Origin of the sequence: Cognatilysobacter xinjiangensis, from assembly GCF_014651995.1 — a bacterium.
GTDB classification, from domain to species: Bacteria; Pseudomonadota; Gammaproteobacteria; order Xanthomonadales; family Xanthomonadaceae; genus Cognatilysobacter; species Cognatilysobacter xinjiangensis.
In genome coordinates this window covers 286,154-297,557 of the sequence record NZ_BMXY01000001.1, presented here as the reverse complement: position 1 = coordinate 297,557, position 11,404 = coordinate 286,154, and the positions used below count along the sequence as shown (strand labels likewise).

Annotated in this window: 14 protein-coding genes; 10 read left to right on the top strand and 4 right to left on the bottom strand. The window is 70.1% G+C overall.

The features are described 5' to 3' along the window. Nucleotides 1-54: 54 nt before the first annotated feature. From IE066_RS01355 to flgA, 4 genes are all read right to left on the bottom strand, one after another. The gene (locus IE066_RS01355) at nt 55-1,239 is read right to left on the bottom strand and encodes an ATP-binding protein (protein WP_189446534.1); all 1,185 of its coding nucleotides are present in this window, start codon (nt 1,237-1,239) and stop codon (nt 55-57) included. Nucleotides 1,240-1,292: 53 nt separating this feature from the next. Continuing rightward, a complete protein-coding gene (locus tag IE066_RS01350; RefSeq protein WP_229790620.1) occupies nt 1,293-1,661 on the bottom strand; it encodes a flagellar protein FlgN in 369 nt (122 codons plus the stop codon). Nucleotides 1,662-1,663: 2 nt separating this feature from the next. After that, a complete protein-coding gene (gene flgM / locus IE066_RS01345) occupies nt 1,664-1,978 on the bottom strand; it encodes a flagellar biosynthesis anti-sigma factor FlgM (RefSeq protein ID WP_189446533.1) in 315 nt (104 codons plus the stop codon). 100 nt (nt 1,979-2,078) lie between these two features. After that, complete coding sequence (gene flgA, locus IE066_RS01340) at nt 2,079-2,765, bottom strand: flagellar basal body P-ring formation chaperone FlgA (RefSeq protein ID WP_189446532.1); 687 nt, start codon at nt 2,763-2,765, stop codon at nt 2,079-2,081. Nucleotides 2,766-2,856: 91 nt separating this feature from the next. Here flgA and IE066_RS01335 point away from each other — a divergent pair, with 91 nt between their 5' ends. The 10 genes from IE066_RS01335 to flgJ all read left to right on the top strand — a co-directional run bounded on the left by IE066_RS01335 (nt 2,857) and on the right by flgJ (nt 11,402). Next, on the top strand, nt 2,857-3,801 hold the full coding sequence (locus IE066_RS01335; protein ID WP_189448711.1) for a chemotaxis protein: 945 nt from the start codon (nt 2,857-2,859) through the stop codon (nt 3,799-3,801). Nucleotides 3,802-3,909: 108 nt separating this feature from the next. Further along, nucleotides 3,910-4,278 (top strand): flagellar basal body rod protein FlgB, encoded by a 369-nt coding sequence (gene flgB, locus IE066_RS01330; protein WP_189446531.1) that lies wholly within the window; start codon nt 3,910-3,912, stop codon nt 4,276-4,278. A 10-nt stretch (nt 4,279-4,288) separates the two neighbouring features. Further along, entirely contained in the window at nt 4,289-4,696 is a 408-nt protein-coding gene (gene flgC, locus IE066_RS01325; RefSeq protein WP_189446530.1) for a flagellar basal body rod protein FlgC, read from the top strand. A 19-nt stretch (nt 4,697-4,715) separates the two neighbouring features. After that, nucleotides 4,716-5,372: a flagellar hook assembly protein FlgD gene (locus tag IE066_RS01320; RefSeq protein WP_189446529.1), complete on the top strand. Its 657-nt coding sequence runs from the start codon at nt 4,716-4,718 to the stop codon at nt 5,370-5,372. Between the two features lie 39 nt (nt 5,373-5,411). Next, nucleotides 5,412-6,632, top strand: a complete 1,221-nt coding sequence (gene flgE / locus IE066_RS01315) for a flagellar hook protein FlgE (RefSeq protein ID WP_189446528.1) — start codon at nt 5,412-5,414, stop codon at nt 6,630-6,632. Between the two features lie 169 nt (nt 6,633-6,801). Beyond that, complete coding sequence (locus tag IE066_RS01310; RefSeq protein ID WP_189448710.1) at nt 6,802-7,548, top strand: flagellar basal body rod protein FlgF; 747 nt, start codon at nt 6,802-6,804, stop codon at nt 7,546-7,548. Nucleotides 7,549-7,587: 39 nt separating this feature from the next. Then, nucleotides 7,588-8,373, top strand: coding sequence for a flagellar basal-body rod protein FlgG (flgG, locus tag IE066_RS01305; protein ID WP_189446527.1), 786 nt, complete (start codon nt 7,588-7,590; stop codon nt 8,371-8,373). A gap of 9 nt (nt 8,374-8,382) precedes the next feature. Continuing rightward, nucleotides 8,383-9,150: a flagellar basal body L-ring protein FlgH gene (locus IE066_RS01300; protein WP_189446526.1), complete on the top strand. Its 768-nt coding sequence runs from the start codon at nt 8,383-8,385 to the stop codon at nt 9,148-9,150. 10 nt (nt 9,151-9,160) lie between these two features. Beyond that, a complete protein-coding gene (locus tag IE066_RS01295; RefSeq protein WP_189446525.1) occupies nt 9,161-10,294 on the top strand; it encodes a flagellar basal body P-ring protein FlgI in 1,134 nt (377 codons plus the stop codon). A gap of 118 nt (nt 10,295-10,412) precedes the next feature. Beyond that, entirely contained in the window at nt 10,413-11,402 is a 990-nt protein-coding gene (gene flgJ, locus IE066_RS01290) for a flagellar assembly peptidoglycan hydrolase FlgJ (RefSeq protein ID WP_189446524.1), read from the top strand. Nucleotides 11,403-11,404 lie beyond the last annotated feature (2 nt).

The following is an 11,404-nucleotide window of genomic DNA, read 5'->3' as shown; positions in this document are numbered from 1 at the left end:
GTAGTTTTCCATCGCCCGATGATGCCGGAGGCCGTGCGAACGCCCCTGCGGCGGTCAGCCGACCGCCGGCTGGCGGATCGGCAGCACCACGCGGAACGTCGTGCCCATGCCGACGGTGCTTTGCACCTCGATGCGGCCGTGGTGCTTCTCGACGATGCGGTAGCAGATCGCGAGCCCCAGGCCCGTGCCGCGGCCGATCGGCTTGGTGGTGAAGAACGGATCGAAGATGCGACCCAGCGCGTCCTCGGGAATGCCGCAGCCGGTGTCGGCCACACTGACCCAAGCCTCGCCGTTCTCCTGCCCGCAGGCGAGCGTGATCACGCCGCGCTCGGTGATCGCCTGTCCGGCGTTGATCAGCAGGTTCATGAAGACCTGGTTGACCTCCGACGGCAGGCATTCCACCAGCGGCATGTCGCCGTAGATCTTCTCCAGCTGGACCTTGTACTTGAGGTCGTTCCACACGATGTTGAGCGTGGATTCGAGGCCCTTGACCAGGTCGGACGGCCGCATCGTCTCGTTGCGGCCGACGTGCGAGAACTCCTTGAGGTCCTGCACGATGCGCGTCACGCGCTCGATGCCCTCGCGCGATTCGTCGAGCAACTGCGGCAGGTCGCCGAGGATGAACTCGATGTCGAGCTTCTCGCGCTGCGCGAGCAGTTCGTCGCGGTGGGCGGCGGGATCGGGCGATGCGAGCGCGGTCGAGTATGCGTCGATCAGCCCGAACAGCGCGCCCATGTACTCGCGCAGCGTGCCGATGTTGCTGTGCACGTAGCCGATCGGATTGTTGATTTCGTGCGCGACGCCCGCGGCGAGCTGGCCGATCGAGGCCATCTTCTCCGACTGCAGCAGTTGCTCCTGAGTGCCGGCGAGGCGCTTGTAGGTGCGCTCGAGCTCGTCGTGGCGCTGCTGCAGCTCGCGCTCGCGCGCCGAGCGCATGGAGATGTCGGTGAGCGCGACGAAGCGGAGGCCGGCGTTCTCGCCGGTGCCGCAGAAGGCCTCGACGGCGATCACGAGGTCGGGCCGCAGGTCGACGTCGCGGCGCGCATGGCCCTGCGCGCAGGCGATCGTCCAGTCGGCTTCATGGGTCAGCGCGAGCAGTCGCGACGGGGCGTCGGCGGCCGGAGCGTCGGGATCGATGCGCTGGCCCAGGCGGCGCGCGCTGGCGTTCGCATAGGCGACGCCGCCCTGCGCATCGAGCAGCAGCACGGCCATCGGGGCGACGTCGGCTGCCCAGCGCATCTGGGCGGTCCAGCTTTTCGGATTGTTCGAAGGACTCGGAGTCTCGTTCCCGCTCATCCCACGCCCAGGCATCGCGACTGCGGGCGCATGCCCGCCTGACCACCGGCATCGTACACGCCGGCGGTTTCAACGCGACCCAGGTGACGCAGCGCCCACGAGACTTCGCGGCGGCGACGGGAAAGCAGGATGCCGTTGGCGCGATTGAGCTCGGACAGCGCCATCACGCGCTCGGCCTCGGCATGGCCGGGCTGCAGCGCCTCGGCGCGGCGCAGCGCGGCGAGCTTGGCCTGCGTGGAGCGCAGAAGCGCGTCGGCATCGTTGTCGAGCAGCGCCTGCCGCTCCTCCTGCAATGCACGCTCGAGCGCGTCGAGCGCTTCGCCAGCCTGGACGGGCGTGGATGCATTGGGGGAAGCGGCGAACATGGTCAGCCCGCCATCTGGCGCTCGAGGGCGACCAGGCGATTCGCGATCTCCTGCGGATTCACCTGGTAGCTGCCGTCGGCGAGCGCGGCGCGCACGGCGTTGATCTTGGCCATGTCCATCGGGGCGGACTGGCCGAGCTCGGCTTCGACCGCGGCCTGCAGGCCGGTGGCCTCGCCGGTCAGGCGGACGCTGTCGGCGGCCGGCGCGGCGGCGACGGGCTGGGCGCGATCGGTACCGGCGCGGGCCACGGCGGCCGTCGCTGCGGTATCCACGACGCGGGCCTGCGGCAGGCTCGGGCCATCGATCTTGGTGGTCATGACGAACTCCGGGGTTTGAGCGGTCAGGGCAGGTAACGGCGCCCGGCCGCCGGACTTGAGGCCCAGCCCACAGATTTTTCGCGGCGGTTCAGATGAGCGGTCATTGCAGCACCTCCACCACTCCGTCGGCGACCAGCCGTCCGCGCACGATCCGGCGCGACGCCAGGTTCTCCACCGCGACAACAGCCCCCGAAACCGCGTTGCCCAGCGCCCGCCCGCCCATGCGGACCTCGATGCCGCCGGCGCGGGAGACGATGACGACCGGATCGCCGCGCTTGAGCGCGCCGGCACCGTCGGCCAGGTCCCCGGCGGTGACGACGGCGCCCGCGGGCAGCGCGCGGCGGGCGATGCGGCCCGCCACCTGCGACGGGTCGGCCATGCCGACGCCGCTGCCGCCGGCGATGTCGCGGCGCTGCACGGCGAGCTGCGAGGCGTCGATGGCCATGCCGCCACGCACGGGCGCGGTCAGCACCACCACATCGGCCTCGCGGCGCACGCGGGCCGGCACGGTGAGCCGCCAACCGGATGGATCGGGGCAGCGCACCTCGGCCATGCGCGGGCCCAGCGCGACCGCCGACAGCGGCTGGCCGCAGGCCGGCATACGCACGGCGGCGTCGACCGTTGCCTCCACCTGTGCGCCGGCGCCACCCAGCGCGGTCTCGGCGGCTTTCAGGATGTCGGCGACGGGCGTGAACCCCGGCGCGGCGCGGCCGACCAGCGCGGCAGCCAGCAGCATCGAGGCGACGAGGAATCGGAGCAGAAGCGGCGGGCGACGGATCTGGTGCATGCCCGACCCCAGCAATCCGCGTGCCGGAGCCGCGACGACGCGCACGTCCCGCCGCCTCAAGGAAGCGCCTCGGGCGGCCGACAACGCGGGCATGAGCCGCGACCTCCTCGACCGCATCGACCAACGCACGCGCCTGGCCGGCCACAACCGGCTGGCCCTGCTGCTGTTCCGCCTGGGCTCGCGTCAGCTTTTTGGCGTGAACGTGTTCAAGGTGCAGGAAGTCATCCCGCGCCCGCCGCTGTTCACCCTGCCGCAGCTGCCGCCGGCCTTCGCCGGCGCCGCCGACGTGCGCGGGCGCACCGTGCCGGTGCTGGACTTGGGCCGCGCGGTCGGCCATGCGCCGCCTCCGGGCAGCCCGGAGGCACCGTACCTGGTCGTCACCGAGTTCAACCGCACGGTGCAGGGCTTCCTGGTCTCGGGCGTCGAGCGCATCGTCAACATCGCGGTCGAGGACATCCAGCCCCCGCCGGACCTCGGCGGCGAATGCCATTACCTGACCGGCGTGACGCGCTTCCACGGCGAGCTGATCCAGCTGCTGGACGTGGAAAGCGTGCTGGCCGAGTCGGCGCCGCGGCCGATGGACACCGCCGGCATCCAGCCGCTGGCGCTGGGCGCGGACATCCCGCGCGAGGTGCTGGTGGTGGACGACTCGCGCGTCGCCCGCAACCAGATCCGCCAGCTCCTGGACCAGCTGGGCCTGGCCGCGACGCTGCTCTCCGACGGCCGCCAGGCACTGGAACACCTGCAGCAGATCGCCGAGGGCGGCACCCCGCCCGACCACCGCTACGCCATGGTGATTTCCGATATCGAGATGCCGGCGATGGACGGCTATACCCTGACGACGGAAATCCGGCGCTCGCCCGCCCTGCGTGGCCTGCACGTGCTGCTCCACACCTCGCTGTCGGGCGTTTTCAACCACGCCATGGTCGAGCGCGTGGGCGCCGACGACTTCGTGCCGAAGTACTCCGAGCGCGAACTCGCGGCCCGTATCGAGCACCGCATCTCCACCTTGCTGCGCCAGCGCGCCGCGGCCTGACCGGCCTCCGGCCGCCCGCCCCCCGGCCGGCCGCCGGTCGGCCGAAAGCGCCCGCTGGCACGGGCCTTGCCTCAGCCCCTCCGAACGCACCGCCCTTCGGAGGGGCACATGGCCACGGAATCCTTCCTCGGCATCCACGGCACCGCCCTCGCCCTGCGCGAGCAGCGGCTGCAGCTGCTGGCCGGGAACATCGCCAATGCCGACACCCCGGGCTTCCGCGCCCAGGACATGGACTTCGCCAAGGCGCTGAACGCCGCGCTGGCGCCGGCCGCCGGCACGGGTGGCGATCCGCTCGGCGCCGCCGCCGAAGCCGCGCGCTTCGATGCGCCCACCAGCCAGCCCAGCCTCGACGGCAACACCGTCGACGGCGAGCGCGCCAAGGCCGCGTTCGCGCAGGCTTCGCTCGAGTACCGCGCCTCGCTCAATTTCGTCGAATCGAAGGTGCGCACCATGCTCACCGCGATCACCGGGCAGTGAGGACTGACGCATGAGCAACCTGCCCATCTTCGACGTCGCCGGCAGCGCGATGACCGCGCAGCAGGTGCGGCTGTCGACCGTCGCCTCCAACCTCGCCAACGCCGACTCGGTGTCGGGCAAGGCCGAAGACACCTTCCGCGCCAAGATGCCGGTGTTCGAGACGCAGCCGGTCGCGGGCGATCCGGCGCTCGCCGGCGTCAAGGTGCAGACCGTCACCGAATCGACCGCCGCGCCGCTCAAGCGCTACGAGCCGGGCAACCCGCTCGCCGACGAGTCCGGCTACGTGTACGCGCCGGACATCGATCCGGTCGCGCAGATGGTCGACATGATCTCCGCCTCGCGCAGCTACCAGGCGAACGTCGAGGTGTTCAACACGGCCAAGGAACTCGCGGTCGCCACGCTCAGCATGGGCCGCTGAGGCCTGAAGGACAGACGCCATGACCACCGTGGGCAACGCCACCGACGCACTCTCGCAGTACGCCGTCGGCAGCAACAAGAAGAAGAGCGATCTCGGGCAGGCCGATTTCCTGCGCCTGATGACCGAGCAGCTCAAGAACCAGGACCCGCTCAAGCCGCTCGACGGCACGCAGATGCTGGGCCAGCTGGCGCAGTTCTCCACCGTGCAGGGCATCAACGGCATGCAGGACGCGCTGGGCGCGGTGGCCAACGTCATGGAATCGGACCAGACGCTGCGGGCGGCGTCGCTGGTCGGCCACGACGCGCTGGTCGATACCGACACCGTGCAACTGCAGGCCGGCACCGGCATGGACGGCGAGGTCGTGGCGACCAGCGCCGGCACCATCACCATCGAGATCGTCGATTCGGCCGGTCAGGTGGTCGACCGCATGCCGGTCGAGGCCGCGGGCGCCGGCAACGTCGCCTGGAGCTGGGACGGCCGCAACGCCGATGGCGCGATCGCGCCGGCCGGCACGTACAAGATCCGCGCGGTCGCCGGTTCCGGCGCCTCGTCGCAGGCGCTGTCCACGCGCGTCGCCGCGCATGTCGACAGCGTGTCCATCGAAGCCTCCGGCCTGGTGCTCAACCTCGCCGGCGTCGGCCCGCAACCGCTTTCGGCCGTGCGACGCATCGGCTGATTCCACTGACACGTCGCACGCATATCCAGGAGTGAACCCATGAGCTTTCGCATCTCGCTGAGCGGCATGAACGCGGCGCAGGCCGATCTCAACGTCACGTCGAACAACATCGCCAACTCGAACACCACCGGCTTCAAGGAGTCGCGCGCCGAATTCGCCGACGTCTACCCGGCTTCGGCCTACGGCATCTCCAAGGACACCGTCGGTGCCGGCGTACGCCTGCAGCGCGTGGCGCAGCAGTTCACCCAGGGCACGGTGGAGAGCACCGGCAAGGCGCTCGACCTCGCCATCAATGGCAAGGGCTTCTTCACCCTGTCTTCGGGCGGCAGCACCGTCTATTCGCGCGCCGGCAACTTCGGCACCGACAAGGACGGCTTCGTGGTGAACCCGTCGGGCGCGCGCCTGCAGGTCTACCTGCCGAGCGCCGGCGGCACCGGCTTCGACACCGGCCGCATGTCCGACGTGCAGCTGCAGACCGGCGATTCCGCGCCGGCCCCGACCAGCAAGGTCACCGTGGGCAGCAACCTGCCAGGCAACGCGACCGCGCCGACCACCGCGACGTTCGACCCGACCGATGCCACGTCCTACAACTACACGACCTCGCTGACGGTGTACGACTCCCTCGGCGCCTCGCACAGCCAGTCGATCTATTACGTCAAGACGGCCAACCCGAACGAGTGGGAAGCGCACGTCTACGTCGACGGTACCGCCGTGGGCGGCCCGCAGACGCTGCAGTACACCAACGTCGGTACGCTGGCCTCGCCGTCGCCGGGCACCATCGCGCTCCCGTCGTACACGCCCAACACGGGTGCGGCGCCGATGGACATCTCGCTCGACGTGTCGAAGTCGACGCAGTACGGCAACAGCTTCAGCGTGTCCTCGCTGACGCAGGACGGCCACACCACCGGCCGCCTCACCGGCATCGAGGTGAGTGCCGACGGCGTGGTGCAGGCGCGCTACACCAATGGCGTGTCGACGCCGCTGGGCCAGGTGGTGATGACCAACTTCGCAAATCCGCAGGCGCTGCAGCCGCTGGGCGACAACGCCTGGGCCGAGACCGCCGAATCCGGCGAAGCGCTGCGCGGCGTCGCGGGCTCGTCGGAGTTCGGCGCGATCCAGGGCGGCGCGCTGGAGTCCTCGAACGTCGAGCTGACCGAGCAGCTGGTCAACATGATCACCGCGCAGCGCAACTTCCAGGCGAACGCGCAGATGATCTCGACACAGGACCAGATCACGCAGACGGTGATCAACATCCGCTAAAGGCTTCTCCGGGGGGAGATGGGTCGGCCGCCGCCGTCATGGGGCGGCCGATTTCTTTTGCGGCGGCGCCAACCGACGGGGCGCCGCGCCGCGAGTGGAAGGCCGCTGGCACGGCGCTTGCCTGAGTGTCGTTACCGGCCCAACGGCCGTCCTAGCGTGGCAACCGATGATCGACAAGTCCCTCTACGTCGCGATGACCGGCGCCAGCGCCTCGCTGCGCGCGCAGGCCAGCGTCGCGCAGAACCTCGCCAATGCCGACACCGTCGGCTTCCAGCAGCAGCTGGTGGCGACGAAGGCGATGCCGATCACCGGCGAAGGCCTCGCCTCGCGCGTCAACACCGCGCCGGTGATGGCCGGCGTCAGCGCCGCGCCCGGGCAGCTGATCAATACCGGCAACGATCTCGACGTCGCGCTGCACCAGGACCGTTGGCTCGCGGTGCAGGCCCCCGACGGCTCCACCGCCTATACCCGCGCGGGCGATCTCAAGCTCACCGCGAACGGCCTGCTGACCACCGCCGGTGGTCTGCCGGTACTCGATGCCGGCGGCGCGCCGCTGTCGATCCCGCCCTACCAGACGATGTCGATCGCCAGCGACGGCACGATCTCGATCGTGCCGCAGGGTCAGCCCGCTTCGACGATCACCGAATCCGGCCGCCTCCAGGTCGTCGCCGCACGGACGGCGGACCTCGTGCGCGGCGACGACGGCCTGATGCGCGCCAAGCCCGGTGCCGAGGCACCACCGCAGGCCGCGGGCCCCGCGCTCACGCCCGGCGCGGTGGAAGGCAGCAACGTCGAGGCCACCTCGATGCTGGTGTCGATGATCCAGTACGCCCGCCAGTTCGAGATGCAGGTACGCGTCTTGCAGAGCGGTGACGAGAACGCGCGCAGCGGCAATTCGCTGCTGTCCTCGAAGTAATTCCCGAAGCACTTCCGGCACCGAACAGGAACCGCCGCAATGACCCAGGCACTGTGGATCGCCAAGACCGGCCTCGACGCGCAGCAGACGCGCATGTCGGTCATCTCCAACAACCTCGCGAACGTCAACACGGCGGGCTTCAAGCGCGATCGCGCCAGCTTCGAGGACCTGCTGTACCAGACCGTGCGCCAGCCCGGCGGCTCCACGTCCGAGCAGACGCAGCTGCCCTCTGGCCTGCAGGTCGGTACCGGCGTGCGCGTGGTGGCCACCGCGAAGAACTTCTCGCAGGGCAATCTTTCCAATACCGGCAACGCGCTCGACGTCGCGGTGAACGGCCGCGGTTTCTTCGAGGTGCTGATGCCCGACGGCACGTCGGCCTACACGCGCGACGGCTCGTTCCAGATCAACTCGCAGGGCGAGATGGTCACCAATTCCGGTTATCCGGTGCAGCCCGGCCTGCAGCTGCCGCAGGGCACGCAGAGTGTGACCATCGGCGCCGACGGCACGGTGACCGCGCAGGTCGCGGGCCAGGCCGAGCCGGTGCAGGTGGGTTCGCTCACGCTGGTCGACTTCGTCAATCCCGCCGGCCTGCAGGCGAAGGGCGAGAACCTCTACGCCGAGACCGGCGCCAGCGGCCCCGCGCAGCAGGGCACGCCGGGCACCACGGGCCTGGGCATGCTGGTGCAGGGCTCGGTCGAAAGCTCGAACGTCAACGTGGTCGAGGAGCTCGTGTCGATGATCGAGACGCAGCGCGCGTACGAGACCAACGCCAAGGCGATCTCGACCGTCGACAACATGCTCGGCTTCCTCAACCAGAACCTGTAAGGCATCGCGATGAAGACGCTCGCCCTCGCGCTCGCCCTGCTGCCGATCGCCGGCTGCGCCACCGCCATGGGCGACGTGCGCACCTTCAAGCAGGACCCGACCGTGCCGACGCCGCAGCAGGTGCATGCGCAGATGGCCGCACAGGCCGCGCTGCGCGCGCAGGCCTCGCAGCCGATGGCGCAGCCCGTCGCGATGAACGTGGCCTACAACGACGGCGGCGGTTCGATCTACGGCGGCGCCACCGCCACGGGCACCAAGCCCATGCGCCTGTTCCAGGACAACAAGGCGCGCGAGGTCGGCGACATCCTGACGATCATCCTCGTCGAGACGACGAGCGCGTCGACCAAGGCCACCACCGCGGTCAACAAGCAGACCTCGATCGACCTCGCCGCACCGACGATCGCCGGCCAGTCGGTCACCTACAAGGGCAAGAACATCCTGCAGGTCGGCGTCGACGGCTCGCGCGGCTTCACCGGCAACGGCGATACAAAGCAGAGCAATTCGCTGGACGGCACCGTGTCCGTCACCGTCGTGCAGGACCTGGGCAACGGCAACCTGCTCGTCTCCGGCGAGAAGAAGCTGCGCCTGAACCAGGGCGACGAGGTCGTGCAACTGCAGGGCATCGTGCGCACCTCCGACATCGCCGCCGACAACACCATCAGCTCCGAGCGCGTGGCCGACGCCAAGATCGTCTACGGCGGCCGCGGCACGATCGCGCGCAGCAATGCGATGGGCTGGCTGGGCCGCTTCTTCAACTCCGCGCTGATGCCGTACTGAGGACGCGCCGATGACTCCCTTCTTCAACCGCACCGCGACCGCGCGCCTCTCCGTCGCGCAGGCGCTGTTCGCCGTGGTCGCGATGCTGATGGTCGCCACGCCCTCGCATGCCGAACGCATCAAGGACCTCGCGCAGGTCGCCGGCGTGCGGGGCAATCCGCTGGTGGGCTACGGCCTAGTCGTCGGCCTCGACGGCTCGGGCGACCGCACCTCGCAGACGCAGTTCACCGTGCAGTCGCTCAAGTCGATGCTCGACCAGCTCGGCGTCACCATTCCGCCGGGCGTGAACCCGCAGCTCAAGAACGTCGCGGCCGTCGCGATCAGCGCGGAGCTTCCGCCTTACGCGAAACCCGGCCAGAACATCGACGTCACCGTGTCGTCGATCGGCAACGCGGGCTCGCTGCGCGGCGGCACGCTGCTGATGGCGCCGCTCAAGGGCGCCGACGGACAGGTCTACGCGATCGCGCAGGGCTCGCTGGTGGTCAGCGGCTTCGGCGCCAACGGCAAGGACGGCTCGCGCATCCAGGTCAACGCGACCAACGCTGGCACGATTCCCAACGGCGCGATCGTCGAGCGCGCGGTGCCCGGCAATCCGCAGGGCGGCGCGGTCACGCTCAACCTCAACGAATTCGACTTCACCACCGCCTCGCGCATCGTCTCGGCGATCGACCGCACCTTCGGCCCGGGCCATGCGCGCGCGGTCGATGGCGTGACCATCGAGATCTCGCCGCCGGCGATGGACCGCGTGGCCTTCCTCGCCCAGCTCGAGTCGCTGGACGTCTCGCCGGGCGAATCGGCGGCCAAGGTGATCGTCAACGCGCGCACCGGCACCGTGGTGATGGGCGGCAACGTCAGCGTGATGCCGGCGGCGGTGTCGCACGGCTCGCTCACCGTGTCGATCACCGAGAACACGCAGGTCAGCCAGCCGATGGCCTTCGGCGACGGGCAGACCGCGGTGGTCGCGCAGTCGACCATCCAGGCCAGCCAGACCGGCGGCCGCATGTTCAAGTTCGAAGGCGGCACCTCGCTCGACGCGATCGTGCGCGCGGTCAATGCCGTGGGCGCCGCGCCGGGCGACATCGTCGCCATCCTCGAGGCGCTCAAGCGCGCTGGCGCGCTGCGCGCCGAGCTGCAGGTGATTTAAGTCCCGCCCGCCCGCGGCCGTTACCGGCCTCGGGCATCCCTGCCTCGTCCCTCGCGAGTCCCACGCTCCGCACGAATTCCGTCGTGCCCTCGGGCACAGCCTTTGCATCGGTCCCGTCATGCGCCTGCAGACCGCCATCGCCCTGGACCACGCCGCGACCCAGTCGAGGTCGCGTCCTGCCATGGAGAAGGCCGCGCGCGACTTGGAAACCCAGTTCGCGAACATGCTGATCAAGACGATGCGCTCGACCACCGGCGGCGATCCGCTGTCCGGCGGCAATACGACGTATCGCGAGATGTACGACAGCCAGCTCGCCAAGGAGCTGACCAAGGGCCGCGGGCTGGGCCTCGCGCCGATGATCATGCGCCAGCTCGAGCGCAGCAGCGGGCAGTCGCCCGTGCCTGCCGCGCCCGGCGGCGCCCTGCCCCTTACGAAGCCCGCGGCGCCGATGATGCCGATCGTGCAGCCGATGGGGCTGTCGCCGATCGGCCTGGATTCGACGCTGCAGCTGGCGCCGACCAGCAGCGGCGTATCGATGGCCGCCGCCGCGCCGATGCCGATGCCGACGCCCGCACCGGCCGCGCCCGCGGGCGACGTCGCCTGCGGACCGCTGACGCCGCTGGACTGCTCGAGCCCCGAGGCCTTCGTGAAGTCGCTCTGGCCGCATGCCAAGAAGGTGGCGACCGAACTGGGCGTGTCGGCCAAGGGACTGATCGCGCAGGCCGCGCTGGAGACCGGCTGGGGCCGGCGCCTCGTCGGCGGTAATGGCAACGTCTCGCACAACCTGTTCGGCATCAAGGCCGGCGGCAGCTGGAACGGGCCGAAGGTCGCGTCGGGCACGCACGAATACGTCAACGGCGTGCGACAGAGCCAGCGCGCGAACTTCCGCGCCTACACCTCGCCTGCCGAAAGCTTCGCCGACTACGCGCGCCTGCTCGGCCGCGACCGCTACGCCGCCGCGCGCGGCACCGGCGACGACACCCACCGCTTCGCCAGCGCGCTTCAGCATGCCGGCTACGCGACCGATCCGTCGTACGCCAACAAGATCACCGCGATCGCCAACGGCAGCACCATGCGCCGTGCGCTCGCCGCGCTGGGAGATGCGTAAGC